Raw genomic sequence first — 15,235 nt, forward strand, 5'->3', positions numbered from 1 at the left:
CCCGCCTGCTGTTTATCGTGTTATCGTCCCTAAGAGTTGCAAGCAAAGGCCAATCTTAGGGACGATTGGCACGATACGTGTCTATTGAGTTGAGCTGACAGCTATGCGATGAACGAGAGGTCGAGCTCCGCGGGCCGCTCTCCACGCACGCCGAGGAGCAGGTACTCGTGGTTTCCCTTGGCGCCCGTGATCGCGCTCTCGCAGCAGCCCTGGACGGCAAGGCCAGCCTCGTTGAGCGCTGCGGCCACGCGCTCCACGGCCCGTCGACGCACCTCGGACCTGCGCACGACGCCACCCTCCCCCACGTCCTCGCGAGCAGCCTCGAACTGGGGCTTCACGAGCGTGAGAAAGCGCCCCTGCGGGCCGAGAAGCTCGCACACGGCGGGCAGTACGGTAAGCACTGAGGTGAATGAGACGTCGCAGACAGCCAGGTCAAACGTGGCCGCGTTTTCCTCGTTGGGAACGTCAACGATGTTCGTGCGCTCCAGAAGCGTCACGCGCTCGTCTTGCCTGAGCGACCAGTCGAACTGAGCGTAGCCCACGTCGACAGACGTCACGCGAGCGGCGCCACGGCTGAGCAAGCAATCGGTGAAGCCACCGGTGGAACAGCCCACGTCCACGCATGTAAGGCCCATGGGATCAAAGCCAAAGAAGTCGAGGCCGCGCTCAAGCTTGAGGCCGCCTCGACTCACGTAGGGAAGCTGACCGCGCACGTGCAGCTCGCAACCAGGGCGAACCTGCGTGCCTGCGGACGCATAGCGCATGGAGGGGCCGGAGACGTCACCGGCCATGACGGCGCGCATCGCGTCGTCCTTGGAGCGAAAGAAGCCCTGCGCCACGAGCTCGTCGTCAAGCCTGTGCTTCGGCACGGCTACTTGGCCTCATCGGCGGAGTCTGCGCTGGCGTGCTCGGCCGCATCCTTGGCCTCGAACTCGCCGGTGGCCTTCTCGTCTTCATCGGCATCCTGCGCCGAGACGGGCTCGGCCAGGCGCTCGCGCTCCTCGGGAGAGAACGCCGCCTTGTCAACGAGGTCCACGGCGCGCGTTCCCAGCGCGATGGCCTCGTCAAAGAGGTCAAGAGAGCGCTCGAGCGACGTGTCCTTCTTGCGCACGTCCGCAATGATCTCATCAAGGCGAGCCGTAACGTCAGAGAAGCGCTCGTAACCGGAGATGTCGGGAGCCTTGGCCATAGGGGCTACTCGCCCTCTCCAGACCAGTTGTCACCGTCGTCATAGGGATAGTCATCCTCGCCAAAGGACTGCTCATGGGCAGCCTGCTGACGAGCGCGCTCCTCGGCCTCGGCGGCCGCGTGGGCGTGACCCTTCTCCACAACGTCGACGCCGGCGTCGATGTCGGTCTGAATGCGGCCGAGGATACCGTTCACGAAACGGCTCGACTCCTCGGAGCTGCCAAACGCCTTGGCAAGCTCGACGCACTCGTCGATGGCGACCGCGGAGGCCACCTCGTCAACGTAGAGGATCTCGAACAGGGCGATGCGCAGCAGGTTGCGGTCCGTGGCAGAGACGCGGGAGAGGCTCCAGTTGCGCGAGGCCTCGGAAAGCACGGCGTCAATGTCTGCAAGGTGCTCATACGTGCCACGCGCGAGAAGCTCGCCGTACTCGTCAAGCGGGCCCTCGGACAGGGCGTACTCGCCGGAGAGGACGTCGGCGACGGAACGACCGCTGGCCTCGGCCTGGAACAGAAGCTGAAGGGCATTACAGCGAGAGAGCGTGCGTCCCCCGATGTGCTTGTGGTTAGAAGACAAGACCTACTCCTTGGGGAAGACGAGCTCATCGATGCAGACGTCGATGCTAGCGACGCGCACGCCAATCTGGGCATCCACGGCCTCGGCAACGGCGGCGCGGACCTCCTCGGCGAGCTTGGTGAACGGGTAGCCAAAGAACACGACGAGACGAACGGTGATGGCGATGGCGTCGCCGTCGACGACGCTGCACTCGACGGCGCTCGCCGTGGGCTGGGGCTTGGAGGTCAGCATGGCGATGATGCCACTGGCGATGTCCTTGCCATAGACGGAGGCCACGCCCTCGACCTTCTCGGCGGCGGCGCTCACGATCGTGGAGACGACGCTCTTGGAGACGCCCATGCCGGCGATTCTCAGCTCATTGCTCATGACTGCCCCTTTCGGTGCGAAAGCGCCCGCGTGCCGACAAGTGGCACGCGGGCCCGTTGATAGACGCTAGACGCGGGAGACGAACTTACCCTCGCGGGTGTCGATCTTGATGACCTCGCCCTCGTTGAGGTACATCGGCACCTGGATGACGGCGCCCGTCTCGACCGTAGCCGGCTTGCCGCCGCCCTGGACGGTGTCGCCCTTGAAGCCCGGGTCGGTCTTGGTGATCTCGACCTCGATGAACATGGGGGGCTGGACGGTGAGCAGGTCGTCGTCGGCGTACATGAGCTGGCAGACGTCGTTCTCCTTGAGCCACTTGGCGTTGTCGCCGATGAAGTCGGCGGGCACCGGAATCTGCTCGTAGGTGCTCATGTCCATGAAGTAGTAGTTGTCACCGTCGTTGTAGAGGTACTGCATCTCCTTGGTGGAGAGCATGACGGAGTCGAACTTGGAGCCGGCGTTGCAGGTCTGGTCGCCGATGACGCGGCCGGAGCGGAGGTCCTTGATCTTGTAGCGAACGAAGGCGCCGCCCTTGCCCGGCTTGACGTGCTGGAACTCGACGAGGGTGTAGATCTTGTCCTTGATCTTGAGGCCCATGCCGTTCTTGAACTCGGCGGTGCTGATCTGCTGCATCTAAAGACTCTCTTCCTGTCTTAGGCCCGCGTGCGCGCGAACCACATACGTTCATGCAGTCTGGTATTGTAGCACGCCCGATATGGGCCCATGCACGCGCCGGGCATACCCCCAAGAGCTGCACACATGCAGCCGCCGTCCACGGCGTGGGACGGGCACAAGGGGACTACTTCTCGTGACGGATCATCGAGGGAATCTTGGGGATGGCCCTCACGCCGGCCTTCAGGACGTCGAGAAGCGAGGGGCTCCTCTGGATGCGGCTCGCGTCCACGTGCTCGCGGACGGCGCGCAGCGTTGCCTTGTTGTTGCGCGTGGAGAAGACGAACTTGTTGCCGTCCTTGATGAAGATGGCGAAGCGGCTGATCTTCTTGCCCGGCAGCACCTCGGCAGCCACGTAGTCCACCTCATCCCAGGGGATCTGGACGAAGTCGTCGCGGTTGCGCTCGTTGTAGAACTCGAACGCGCGGTCCCCCACCATGACGTCGCCGTACGTGCCAAGCCCAGAGAGGAAGCTCGCCCTCTCCGTGTACTCGACCCTCGTGTTCTGAGACTGGGCCATCACGGCCTCCTTCTTGCTCCCACCCTACGAAAGGGGCCGCTCCCCAGCGCGGGAAGCGGCCCTTGAGAAGTCGCTATGCGGCTACATCCTACATGAAGCCGAGCAGACGACCAATGATGCCCACGGCGAAGAGGGCCAGGATGATGACGATCGGGCTGACCTTCTTCTTGAGCAGCTTGCAGCACAGAAGCGTGAGCAGCACGGCGGCGAGGCCGGGGATGAGCTGGTCGAGGTTCTGCTGCAGCGTCGTGACCTTCGTGGCGTCCAGGGCGGTGGCACCGATGGAGTTGTACTGGGTCAGGGCCTCCTTAATGCCCTCGGAGCCACTGGGAAGCTTGCTCCAGTCGATGTAGGCGCCCTCAGCCTGAGGAATCTGCGAGACGATCGGCGTGAAGGAGATGGACACCCAGCGCTGGACGAGCGCACCGATGATGAACATGCCCAGAATGGAGGCACCTTCGGTGATCTTGCCCATGAGGCCGCCGGAGAGGTCCTTGGCGATGGAGGAACCCACCTTGTAGCCAAACTCCTGCGTGTACCACTCGAAGGCCATACGGATGATGTTCCACGCCACGAAGAAGAGGATGGGGCCCACGATGGAGCCACCGAGCGCGAGCGACGCGCCGAGGGCGCCGAGAATCGGGCGCACGGTGAACCAGAACACCGGGTCGCCAACGCCAGCCAGCGGGCCCATCATGCCTACCTTGACGCCCTGGATGGCAGCGTCGTCAACGGGGGCGCCGTTGGCACGCTCCTCCTCGAGGGCGAGCGTGACGCCGATGACCGGGCTGGAGACATAAGGGTGCGTGTTGTAGAACTCGAGGTGACGCTTGAGGGCGGCAACCTGGTCTTCCTTGGCGGGGTAGAGCTTCTTGATCGCGGGGATCATGGAGTAGCACCAGCCGCCGTTCTGCATGCGCTCGTAGTTCCAGGAGCCCTGGAGGAACTGGTGGCGCCACCAGACCTTCTTGCGGTCAGCAGCGGTGAGCTCGAACTTGTTCTCTGCCATGGTAGTCACTCTCCCTTCCTACTCGTAGTCGTTCAGAATGTCGCCCAGCGGATCGCCGGAGCCGCCACCGTTGCCGCCACCCTGCTTGGCCATGTCCTTGAGGCCAAGGTAGACGAGGGCGAGCGAGATGCCGATGAGGCCAAGGGCGATGAGCGTGAGCTGGGAGATGGCAGCGAGGACGAAGCCGAGGATGAAGAACGGCCAGGTCTCCTTGGTGGCCATCATGTTGATGACCATGGCGTAGCCTACGGCAGCAACCATGCCACCGCCGACGGCCATGCCGCCGGCGAGCCATGCGGGCATGGCGTTGAGCGCGTTCGTGACGGCAGAGTCCGGGATGACGCAGAGCAGCGCGGCCGGAATGGCGATGCGGACGCCCTGCATGCAGATGGCGACGACCTGCCAGACCTCGATGCCCTTGAAGTCGCCCTTCTCGGCGCAGGCGTCCATGGCATGGACGATGCCCGTGGCGAGCGTACGGCAGATCATCGTGAGGAACAGGCCAGCGACGGACAGCGGGATGGCCAAGGCCACGGAGGTGGTGATGGCGTTGCTCACGTCAGCATTGCCGCCGTTGAGGGCCAGGACCATGATGATGGCCGAGGCAACGGATGCAAGCGCGGCGTCGGGGGCCACGGCGGCGCCGATGTTCGCCCAGCCGAGGGCAATCATCTGGAGCTGGCCGCCAAGGAGGATGCCCTCCTGGAGATGGCCGCTGACAAGGCCGATGAGCGTGCAGGCCACCAGGGGCTGGTGGAACTCGAACTCATCGAGGATGCCTTCCATACCAGCGAGGAAGGCAACAATGACGATGAGAGCAATCGTGATTGGAGTCATGTGTCAGACCCTCCTTACTGATTTGCCTGGGCGGCCAAGTCTGCCTTGGCCTTCTTGAGCATTGCGTCGACGTTCTCAGAGGCGTCGGAGGGCACCTTGCGGGCCTCGAACTCGACGCCAAGCTCGCGGAGCCTCTCGATGGTCTTGACGTCGTCCTCGCCCATGGCGATGGCGTTCGTCACAACGACCTTGCCCACGGAGTGCGCCATGGAGCCGATGTTGGCCTTCTTGATGTCAACGCCGCCCTCGATGCACTTGAGCAGGTCCTGCGGAGTCTCGAACAAGAGGAACGCCTTCGTGGCGCCAAAGCGCGGGTCCTTGGCGACCTCGACCATCTTGGAGATGGGCACGACGTTGGCCGGAACTCCCGGAGGCGCGGCCTGCTCGATCATGGTCTTGCGCAGCTCGTCATGGGCCACGCCATCGGAGACCACGATGATGCGGTTGGGCGCAATCTGCTTGGTCCAGGCGGTAGCCACCTGGCCGTGGAGCAGGCGCGTGTCGATGCGGACGGCCGCGATGTCGATCTTGCCGTTGCCGAGCACCGTGCCGGGGGCGATGGCTCCGGCGTGGGCTGCCGCCGCCTTGGACGCCGTCACCTTGGGCTCGAGGCCCTCGGGAAGGACGCGAACGCCCTTGCGACCCTCGGAGACGAGGTGAGCCGCGATGTCATGGGCAGACTTCGTCGCATCGATGCGCGCCGAGTATGCCTCGATGAGCATCGGCAGGTTCAGACCCGTGACGATGGCCCACGTGTCGTGACCCTTGGCGAAGGCGCTCGTCTGGTTGAACGGCGTGCCTCCCCACAGGTCGACCAGGAACAGGACCTGCTCCTGGTCCTCGAGCGAGGCAACGGCCTTCTCGAGGTTTGCCCTGAAGTCATCAGGGCCCATGGACGGCTCGAGACTGACGACGGCAACGTTCTCCTGGTCACCAAAGACCATGGAGCCCGTCTGCCGGACGCCCGCCGCAAGATCGCCATGGCTTGCTAGGACAATCCCTACCATTCCTACCTCCCATGCATGAATGGGTCTAATTGCGGGACATGGACATGATAGGTCCAAATTGCTCCAGATGTGGAGAATAAGTTTGCAAGCGTTGATGAAGATGTTGAGGAAACACAAATATGAGATAAGAGGTATATTTATGTGTTCTGTATATGCTTGGTCTTTCTATATGTTGTTGATATATCCGTGTGTTATCTATTTATGTAAGGACCAGCTGCATATATATGCTAGCTGGTCCTTTTAATTAACGATACCGTTCGCGGATATAACGAATCATTTCACTGAAACGCAAATCTGAGCCAAGCCATCAAAACCGCAGCTAATGAGCGAGAAATGAATATCGTCGATTAGCACGGAATGACCGTGAGCTCATGCGGCGATTCCGTGAACGGCTCATAGCCGTCCTCCGTGACGAGGCCGAAGTCCTCGAGACGGATGCCGAACTTGCCCGGCAGGTAGATGCCCGGCTCAATCGTGATGACGGCACCGGCGGGAATGGGCTCCATGTTGCGGCGGTTGAAGTTGGGCTCCTCGTGAATCTCGACGCCCACGCCGTGTCCGAGGCCGTGCTTGTAGAAGTCACCGTAGCCGGCGTCCGAGATGACCTTCACCGAGTGGTCGTAGACGTCCTTGCCGATGACGCCGGCACGGGCCATGGCCGCGCACTCCTCGTGAGCCTGGCGCACGACGTCGTAGACGTGGCGCTGCTCGTCTGAGGGCTCGCCCACGCAGACGGTGCGCGTCATGTCGGAGTGGTAGTCGGCCACTGTGCAGCCGTAGTCCATGACGATCATGTCGCCCTTCTCGACCACGCGGGGGCCGGGCTGGGCGTGCGGGTTGGCGCCGTTGGGACCGCTCGCGATGATGGTGCCAAAGGACAGGCCGTCGGCGCCGTGGGAGAGCATGTAGTTCTCGAGCTCGGCGCGGATCTGCTGCTCGGTGACGCCCGGCTTGATGTAGCCGCAGATGTGGCGGAACGCCTCGTCGGTGATGCGCTGGGCGGCGCGCATGAGCTCGATCTCCTCGGAGTCCTTGACCGCACGGAGCTTCACGAGGTCGCCGTGCAGGCGCGGAAGCAGGCACGCCACGGAGCGCTGCGAAAGGGCAACCTTGAGGGCATCGTAGAAGTCGAGCGTGCACGTGTCCTCGATGGCCACGACGCGGGCATGGGCCTCGCGGATGCGGTCGGCGACCCACTGCTCGGCGCCGGTGATGGTCTCGTCAAGCTCCCAGGCGGTGTTGGCACCCAGGCGCTCGCAGAAGGTGTTGTAGTAGCGCGAGTCCGTGTGCAGCAGCTGGCGCGTGGGCGTGATGACGGCCGTGTGGGCCACCTCGTCGTCGAACGTGCGCTCGCAGCCCGTGAGCCAGCGCAGGTCAGGGTTGTTGCGCAGGATGACGGCGTCATAGCCGCGCTCCTCCATGATTGCGCGGAGCTTTGCCACGCGCGCGGCACAGGCCTTCTCGTCTGCCATATGTGTTCCTTTCCTCGAGGGTATTGGACGGGTTCATAGAAAGGCGCGGCCTGGGAGCCGCGCCGGGGGTGTGCTAGTTGGCTTGCTCCGGGGCCTCGGGGGCGGGCGTCTCAGGGACGGACGTCTTGGGTGCCTCGGTGGCCTCAGTGACCGCGGCCGCCTCGCGGGCGCGACGGCGTGCGAGCTTGCGACGGCTCTTGCACCAGCCGCTCAGGTGCTCCAGCAGCATCTCGTCCGGGACCGAGGTGAGACGCACGCGCCCAAACCCAAGCGGCAGGGCAAGCATGAAGCGGTTGGAGCGGCTGAACTCCTCGGCCTTGAGACAGTCGAGGAGCGCCTGCGGCTCTATGACGCAGGCGACCTCGGAAAGACCAAGCTTCTCGAGCAGGCCGTCTTGGGTGAACACGAAGTCAACGAGCTTGTCGTCGGGCGCCTGCTTGGCGGCGGCAAGGCGCGCCGCGATGCGCAGGCCCTCGGCGAACAGGCGCGCCGAGCCGGGATTCTCGTCCACGAGATAGCGGGCGGCATCGGCGTGCTGGGACTCCACGGCGCGCTCGAGGGCGCGCCCGATGGCCTGGCCATAGAGGATGCCCTGCCTCATGGCGAGGGCCGACGAGGAGACCACGCGGGCTCGGGACTTCGTGATGTCGAGGATGGCCGCAACGAGCGTGTCCTCCGCGGCGGCAATGACGCCGTCAGCGCGCACGGCAAGCTCGTTGAAGCTGTTCTCGCCCGCAGAGACCGCCCCCGCGACCATGACGGCACGGCCCATGAGCTCGGAGTTCGTGAGGTCGCCGGAGACAAACACGCTTGGGTCCGCGATCATGAAGCGGGCGTTTCCACGAGCCACGAGCATGTCGGGCGCGGCCGGGGCGTCGATGGGGCGCGGCGTCACGGTGACGTCTGTTACGGCGTCGAGCGTCGTGGCCACGGCGACGACGGGGCACCCCGTGTGCCACGTGGCGCCCGCGAAGATGGCGAGCGAGATGACGTCGGCATCGCCCACGACGACGATGGGGTCGTCTGCGGTGACGTGCTCGGAGGCAAGCCCCTGGTAGAGTGCCGTGACGTTCTCAATGCTGCGGGCGGCACGTCCGGCGGGCACGCTCGTGAGGCTCACGGCAAAGCCCGCGTCCTTGAGCAGCCTGCTGCACCTCTCCGTGAGCTCGGCGTCGATGTCATCGCCGCTCACGAGAAGGGCGCGACTCGGCTTGCCTGCCGCGATCCTGGCGGCGTTGCCAAGCTGGTCGAGCGCGCCGGTGCCCACGCGCATGTCACACGAGCCCGCGCGCATGACGACGGACTGCCTGCGCACGACAGGCGCCGGGGCTGGCTCGGGAGCGATCTTTGCCTCGGGCGCCGCCTGCTCGGCGGCCTCGGTATTCTCGTCACTCATAGCAGTCCCCTTTCCCAGAGCAGCTCACCCACGTCATAGGCAACCTGCTCGAACGTCTTACCAGAGATGATGACGCGATAGTCGCACGCAGCCTCGTACAGGGGCCTGCGATGGGCGTAGAGCTCGCGCGCGTGGGCGAGGTCCCCCAGGTCCGGGCGCTTCTCTGGGCGACGGATCTGGCGCAGTGAGTCCTCAAGCGTGCCGTCGAGAAAGACGACGCTACCCATCTCGTGCATGAGGACGGCGTTGCGCTCGCTCTCGATGATGCCGCCGCCACAGCTCACGAGCAGGCTGCGGCGCCGACGCAGGCTCTCGAGCGAGCGGGTCTCCGCCACGCGGAACGCCTGCTCCCCACGCGTCTCGAAGATGCGGGCCACACTGGCGTGAAGGTCGCGCTCGACCATGTGGTCCACGTCGACGAACGAGCGGTGGAACATGTTGCCGAGGTTGCGGGCGACCGTCGTCTTGCCGGCGCCGAGGAAGCCGATGAAGAAGACGTGGTCGCAGCCGTGGTGTGCCCGGTTGCGATCGCGACGTGCCTCGTCCATCTGGCCTCCCCTCTCGTGGATAAAAAAGCCGGCGCCCCAGACGCTGCGCCGGCCATGCGTGCATATCTGGGTTCAATTCTACCGCAGGGCATACGTGCCCGTCCCAAAGCAAGTCGACCCAGGCTGCTCCATATCTGCCAGGCGCTAGGAAACGAGGCACGTGAGGAGCAGGGTACCCGCAAAAGCAGCCGAAAGCCACGGGCCAAGCGCAAACGTGCGCTGCCTCGTCGCCAGAGCCCATACGGCGCCAAACAGACAGGCCACGGCAAACGCCGGGACCACAAGCCAGCCGAGCGAAACCGCCCAGGCGGCCGCGAGCTTGACGTCGCCTAGGCCAAGCCCGGCCCGACCAGCCACGCGCCGGTACAGCATCTCCGCGGCAAAGCCTGCGAGCAGAACCGCACATGCCGCAACAAAGGCCATGAGCGGCTTGCCGAGCGGGGGAATCGCACCCGTGGCAAGACGAGCAAGCTGCAGGCACACGCCGCACGCCGCAACGCCCGCGCAGCACGCGTTGGGAATCCTGCGGGTCCGCGCATCAACCACGGCAGCCCACGCGCTCAGGGCAACCAGCACCGCCGCCGCAAGCCACACGAGACTCACCTGCGCGCGCCTATCGCCCGCTCGAACACGCGGAAGATGTGCGTGTACCACAAATCGCTCGTGCTCTGGGGCTCAACGAGGATCGTGCGCACGCCCGCAAGGTTGCCGGCCATGACATCGGTGAACACCTGGTCGCCAATGAGCACGGCCTCGCGAGCCTCGACGCCCACGAGCGAAAGCGCTCGCCTCACCGCAAAGGGCGCAGGCTTCATGGCATGGTGCACCACGACGCACCCAAGCTCGGCCGCGCTCGCCTCGACCTGCTGGGTGTGAAAGTTGTTCGACACCATGCACAGCGCGATGCCCGCCGCACGCACGCGAGAGATCCACTCCATGACATCGGCGGGTGCCTCGCCCGTATCTCGGGGGACCACGGTGTTGTCACGGTCGAACAGCACGCAGCGAACGCCGAGAGAGACAAGCTCCTCAACGTCGACGTCGGTGATGGCGCGCTCGAGGCGCCAGGGCCTGACAAGACTCATCTACCTGTTCTCCTCAATGGCCTGGAGGTGCTCGTCGTAGGTCGAGGAGAACCACTCGTCGGTCTGGGTGATGTAGAAGTAGAGGTAATCCGTATCGTCTGGCGAGAGGACCGCCTTGATGGAGTCAACGGAGGGCGTGCAGATGGGCGTAGGCGTAAGGCCAGCGTTGAGGTAGGTGTTGTAGGGGCTCTCGGTCTTGAGGTCGTCGGCCGTGACCTCGCCGCCCGTGACGTACATCATCGTGGCGTCGCTCTGCAGCGCCATGCCGGCCTTGAGACGGTTGAAGAACACCGAGGCCACCTTGGGGCGCTGTCCGTCAGTCACGGCCTCGCGCTCCACGATGGAGGCAAGCTTGATGACGTCGTAGTCGCTCATCGTGATGCCGTAGCGGTCTGCGATGAGGGCCTCGCCGCTCGCAAAGTCCAGCGACGCCACGTCCGCGTTGTACTGATCGAGCATGGCGCGAATCACCGCGTCCGCAGTGACATCGCTGCGTCCGGAGAAGTCGTAGGTCTTGGGGCACAGGAAGCCCTCGAGCGAGTCGTCGGCGGCATTGGCAAGGAACGGATAGTCCGCCACGTAGTTGGAGGCCTTAGCCTGCGCGATGAAGTCATCGCCGGAGACTGAGAGCGCCTCGGAGACGAGACGGGCCGTCTGGGGGACCGTGAGCCCCTCGGGAACGGTGAGGCGGCCCGAGGTCGAGTTGGGGCCACTGATGAGCTGACTGATGATGGAATCTATGTCCTGGCCCACCGTGAACACGTAGGCGCCGCTCTTGAGCTGCGAGTCTGCCTTCTGCTTGCGCGCCTGCGTGATGAAGTCATCGGTGTTCGCGATGACGCCGGCGTCCTTGAGCTTGGCCGCAACCGCGTTGGCACCGGAGCCGTCGTCGATGACGACCTCCACCTGCTCGCCCTGGTTGGGAAGCGTGTCCTGCCCCGCTCCTCCCCCGAACACGCGAGAGATGACAAAGGCGAGGCCCACGACCACCACGAGCGCGGCCGCCGCTATGCCCGCGATGACGGGAGCCTTTCTGGAGTGGCCGCCGCGACGCGCGGCCTCGCGCTGGGAACGGGAGCGAGGCGCGGCCAGGCTCTGCATGCCAGCTGCCTGACGCGCACGGGAGCCGCGGACAGGCGCGGTGGCGGGGCGCCTTGGCGAGTGGGCCGCCGGGCGAACGCGTGGCTGGCCCGAGCGGCCGGCATGCGCACGGGCACCAGAGGGCGCCGAGAAGCGCCTCCCGCTCGCAGAGGGGCGAGACGAACCCGCCGCTCCCCCGCCTGTGGAGAAGCGGGGCGAGCGGCGGCGCGACGAGTCTGTCATGGTTGGGCCCTTCTCGAAACGTGGGCCCGTGCAAGCACCCGCGGCGGTCTGCTAGTCGCTAGAACGTGTCGTCCTGCCCATGCGAGTCAAGCCAAGCTTGCAGGAACAACGACGCTGCAATCATATCAACCTTGCCACGCATCTGCTTCTCGCGAAGGCCCTGCTCACGCAATATGCGCTTGGCCTCGGAGGAGGAGAGCCGCTCGTCTGCGAACTCGAGGGGCAGGCCGCACGCGTCTGCGATCTGACGGGCCTGAGCCATGATGCGCTCGGCCTGCGGGCCATCCTCGCCAGACATGGTCTGGGGACGGCCGCAGACGAGCACGTCTGGCTCGTAGTCCTCGAGGATGCGGCGGAAGGTGCGGGCATGGCCCAGCACCTCCGCCGCCGGAAGCACCTTGACGGGGCTGGCGACGCGACCGGAGGCGTCGCTCGCGGCGATGCCGATGCGAACCTCGCCAATGTCTAGCGCAAGCGCCCTCACGAGAGCCGCCTTAGGCCAGCATCTCGCGGGCGGCGGCGAGCGCGGCCTCGATGCCCGCGGCGTCCTTGCCGCCGGCCTGAGCCATGTTGGGACGGCCGCCGCCACGACCGCCAACGTGCTCGGCAACCTTGCGGATGACGTCGCCGGCGCCAAAGCCGGCCTTCACGGCGCCGTCGGTGGCGGCGGCAAGGAGGGCCACCTTGCCCTCGGGCGTGGCCGTGGCCAGGAAGCACGCGACGTCGCCGCCGTTGGCCTTGTCGCGGATGGCGTCCCAGGCCTCGCGCAGCTCGCCGGCCTCGAGGCCGTCCATACGGGCGATGACGGCCTTGTAGGAGCCGCAGTCGATGGCGGCGCCCATGGCGGCCTGGATCTTGTCGGAAGAACCGCCGAGAAGGGCCTGCTTGAGCTTGGCCTCGGCCTCGCGGGCGCCCGCCTTGATGTCGGCGATGCGGCCGGCGGCGTCCTCGGGGCGGCACTTGAGCTCGGCGGCCACGGCGTCGAGGGCTTCGTTGCGCTCGTCGAGCCAGGCAAGGGCGCCCAGGCTCGTCACGGCCTCGATGCGGCGGACGTTGGAGCCCGTGGAGGACTCGGAGACAATCTTGAACAGGCCGAGCTCGGAGGTGTTGCGGGCGTGCGTGCCGCCGCAAAGCTCGCGGCTGAACGGCACGTCCTCGGTGCCGCAGGAGACCATGCGCACCACGTCGCCGTACTTCTCGCCAAACAGGGCAACGGCACCGGCGGCCTTGGCCTCCTCAATGTCGCAGACCTTCGTGACGACCGGCTTGGCCGAGAAGATCTCGACGTTCACGAGGTCTTCGACCTCGTGCAGCTGCTCGGCCGTGAGGGCCTCGAAGTGCGTGAAGTCAAAGCGCAGGCGGCCGTCGTCCACGAGAGACCCCGCCTGGTTGACGTGCTCGCCGAGCACAGACTTGAGCGCGGCGTCGAGCAGGTGCGTGGCCGTGTGGTTGCGACGGATGAGCTCGCGGCGGTGAGCGTCGATCGAGGCGGTCACGACGTCACCCTCGTGGAGCGTGCCCTCAAAGACCTTTGCCACGTGCGCGTACAGGCCGTTGTGACCCTTCGTGTCCGTGACCTCGAGCTTGGCAGCCTCGGAGACGAGCGTGCCGGTGTCGCCCACCTGGCCGCCCATCTCGGCGTAGAACGGCGTGCGGTCGAGCAGAACCTCGACCTTGGAGCCCTCGGCGGCCTCGCTCACGCGCTCGCCGTCTGCCACGATGGCAACAACCTTGGCGCCCTTGAGCTCGTTGTGCTCGTAGCCATCGAACTCGGTGGGGGCCAGCTCGTCGGACAGGGCGGTCCAGACGTTGTTGAAGTCACCCCAGGCGTCGCGGTTGGCGGCGGCTCGGGCGCGGCTCTTCTGCTCTGCCATGCAGGCATCGAAGGCGTCCATGTCAACGTCGTGGCCCGCACCCTGGGCAATCTCGACCGTGAGGTCGATGGGGAAGCCGTAGGTGTCGTGCAGCTTGAAGGCAACGTCGCCGGGCAGCGTGGTGCCGGCGTCTAGGCCATCGAGCGCCTCGTCGAGGTAGGCGCGGCCGGTATCGAGCGTCGTGGAGAAGCGCTCCTCCTCGGCCGAGACGATGCCCTTGACCAGCGCGACGTTCTTGAGCAGCTCAGGGTAGGCCCCGCCCATGATCTCGTTCACGGCATCGATGAACTTCGTGAGGAAGGCGCCCTCGATGCCCAGCAGGCGGCCATGGAACACGGCGCGACGCAGCAGACGACGCAGGACGTACTCACGGCCCTCGTTGCCCGGAAGGATGCCGTCAGAGATCATGAAGTCAACGGCGCGGGCGTGGTCGGCGATGATGCGCAGCGAGCGCGACGGGCCGGAGTAGGCCTCCGGGTCGTAGCTCTTGCCGGAGATCTGCTCGCCGAGCTTGATGAGGCCCTGCATGATGTCGCCGTCGTAGTTGGCGCTCTTGTGCTGCAGGATGGCGGCCATGCGCTCCAGGCCCATGCCCGTGTCGAGGTTGCGGTGCGGCAGCTCCGGCATGGAGCCGTCCTCCTGGCGGTCATACTGCGTGAACACGAGATTCCAGAACTCGAGGAAGCGGTCGCAGTCGCAGCCCGGCTTGCAGTCCGGCTTGCCGCAGCCCACGTCCTCGCCCTGGTCAAAGTAGATCTCGGAGCAGGGGCCGCAGGGGCCGGTGGGGCCGGCGGCCCAGAAGTTGTCGTCCTCGCCGAGGCGCGAGATATGGTCCTCGGGAACGCCCAGCGAGCGCCAGACATCGTGGGTCTCGTCGTCGTCTGTGAAGACGGTGAAGTAGAGGCGGTCAAGCGGAAGCTTGAACTTCTCGGTGATGAGCTCGAAGGCCCAGGCGCAGGCCTGCTGCTTGGAGACGCCGCCGAAGGAGAAGTCGCCGAGCATCTCGAAGAACGAGAGGTGACGGCCGTCCTCGCCGATGCAGTCGATGTCGTTGGTGCGCACGCACTTCTGGCAGGAGCAGGCGCCGATCTCCTTCATGGTCTTCTTGCCCTGGTAGTACTCCTTGAACTGGTTCATGCCGGCGTTGGCAAGAAGCAGCGAGGGGTCCTCCGGCACGAGCGAGGAGCTCGGGTAGAGCTTGAGGCCACGCTCCTCAAAGAAGTTGAGGAACGTCGAGCGAATCTCGGCGGTGGTCATGGTCGGAAAGTCAGCGGTGCTCATATGTCTCCCCTACGTTCGGGTTGGTCAACGTGCATTCAACTGCGTAAGTATACCGCGAGCGGCAGGAATGCGGGCGTGAGC

General features: G+C 65.3%; 17 protein-coding genes. All 17 read right to left on the reverse strand.

Going from position 1 to position 15,235, the window contains the following annotated elements; genetic code table 11:
- Positions 1–101: 101 nt before the first annotated feature.
- On the reverse strand, positions 102–869 hold the full coding sequence (locus tag Pcatena_RS04695; protein ID WP_126422085.1) for a TlyA family RNA methyltransferase: 768 nt from the start codon (positions 867–869) through the stop codon (positions 102–104).
- A 2-nt stretch (positions 870–871) separates the two neighbouring features.
- Positions 872–1,189 carry an exodeoxyribonuclease VII small subunit gene (locus tag Pcatena_RS04700; protein WP_126422087.1) on the reverse strand — a complete coding sequence of 106 codons (318 nt, stop codon included), beginning with the start codon at positions 1,187–1,189 and terminating at the stop codon, positions 872–874.
- 5 nt (positions 1,190–1,194) lie between these two features.
- A complete protein-coding gene (nusB, locus tag Pcatena_RS04705) occupies positions 1,195–1,764 on the reverse strand; it encodes a transcription antitermination factor NusB (RefSeq protein WP_126422089.1) in 570 nt (189 codons plus the stop codon).
- Positions 1,765–1,767: 3 nt separating this feature from the next.
- Complete coding sequence (locus Pcatena_RS04710; RefSeq protein WP_126422091.1) at positions 1,768–2,130, reverse strand: Asp23/Gls24 family envelope stress response protein; 363 nt, start codon at positions 2,128–2,130, stop codon at positions 1,768–1,770.
- Between the two features lie 66 nt (positions 2,131–2,196).
- Entirely contained in the window at positions 2,197–2,763 is a 567-nt protein-coding gene (efp, locus tag Pcatena_RS04715; RefSeq protein WP_126422093.1) for an elongation factor P, read from the reverse strand.
- 166 nt (positions 2,764–2,929) lie between these two features.
- A complete protein-coding gene (locus Pcatena_RS04720) occupies positions 2,930–3,322 on the reverse strand; it encodes a DUF956 family protein (protein ID WP_126422095.1) in 393 nt (130 codons plus the stop codon).
- Positions 3,323–3,410: 88 nt separating this feature from the next.
- On the reverse strand, positions 3,411–4,331 hold the full coding sequence (locus Pcatena_RS04725; RefSeq protein ID WP_126422097.1) for a PTS system mannose/fructose/sorbose family transporter subunit IID: 921 nt from the start codon (positions 4,329–4,331) through the stop codon (positions 3,411–3,413).
- An 18-nt stretch (positions 4,332–4,349) separates the two neighbouring features.
- Positions 4,350–5,168: a PTS mannose/fructose/sorbose transporter subunit IIC gene (locus tag Pcatena_RS04730; protein WP_126422099.1), complete on the reverse strand. Its 819-nt coding sequence runs from the start codon at positions 5,166–5,168 to the stop codon at positions 4,350–4,352.
- Between the two features lie 14 nt (positions 5,169–5,182).
- Positions 5,183–6,175, reverse strand: coding sequence for a PTS sugar transporter subunit IIB (locus tag Pcatena_RS04735; protein ID WP_126422101.1), 993 nt, complete (start codon positions 6,173–6,175; stop codon positions 5,183–5,185).
- Between the two features lie 347 nt (positions 6,176–6,522).
- Complete coding sequence (locus Pcatena_RS04740) at positions 6,523–7,647, reverse strand: M24 family metallopeptidase (protein ID WP_126422103.1); 1,125 nt, start codon at positions 7,645–7,647, stop codon at positions 6,523–6,525.
- Positions 7,648–7,720: 73 nt separating this feature from the next.
- Positions 7,721–9,043 carry a dehydroquinate synthase/iron-containing alcohol dehydrogenase family protein gene (locus tag Pcatena_RS04745; protein ID WP_126422105.1) on the reverse strand — a complete coding sequence of 441 codons (1,323 nt, stop codon included), beginning with the start codon at positions 9,041–9,043 and terminating at the stop codon, positions 7,721–7,723.
- The gene (locus Pcatena_RS04750; RefSeq protein ID WP_126422107.1) at positions 9,040–9,591 is read right to left on the reverse strand and encodes a shikimate kinase; all 552 of its coding nucleotides are present in this window, start codon (positions 9,589–9,591) and stop codon (positions 9,040–9,042) included. Before Pcatena_RS04750 ends, Pcatena_RS04745 begins: the two co-directional genes overlap by 4 nt.
- Positions 9,592–9,735: 144 nt before the next feature.
- Positions 9,736–10,194, reverse strand: coding sequence for a prepilin peptidase (locus tag Pcatena_RS04755; protein WP_172596376.1), 459 nt, complete (start codon positions 10,192–10,194; stop codon positions 9,736–9,738).
- Positions 10,191–10,676, reverse strand: a complete 486-nt coding sequence (locus Pcatena_RS04760) for a YqeG family HAD IIIA-type phosphatase (RefSeq protein ID WP_126422111.1) — start codon at positions 10,674–10,676, stop codon at positions 10,191–10,193. The genes Pcatena_RS04755 and Pcatena_RS04760 overlap by 4 nt, the downstream gene beginning before the upstream one ends.
- Positions 10,677–11,999, reverse strand: a complete 1,323-nt coding sequence (gene mltG, locus Pcatena_RS04765) for an endolytic transglycosylase MltG (protein WP_126422113.1) — start codon at positions 11,997–11,999, stop codon at positions 10,677–10,679. It lies immediately after the preceding gene.
- Between the two features lie 58 nt (positions 12,000–12,057).
- The gene (gene ruvX / locus Pcatena_RS04770; protein WP_126422115.1) at positions 12,058–12,483 is read right to left on the reverse strand and encodes a Holliday junction resolvase RuvX; all 426 of its coding nucleotides are present in this window, start codon (positions 12,481–12,483) and stop codon (positions 12,058–12,060) included.
- A 10-nt stretch (positions 12,484–12,493) separates the two neighbouring features.
- Positions 12,494–15,154, reverse strand: coding sequence for an alanine--tRNA ligase (alaS, locus tag Pcatena_RS04775; RefSeq protein ID WP_232619828.1), 2,661 nt, complete (start codon positions 15,152–15,154; stop codon positions 12,494–12,496).
- Between the last annotated feature and the right edge of the window lie 81 nt (positions 15,155–15,235).

Source organism: Parolsenella catena, assembly GCF_003966955.1.
Taxonomy (GTDB): Bacteria; Actinomycetota; Coriobacteriia; order Coriobacteriales; family Atopobiaceae; genus Parolsenella; species Parolsenella catena.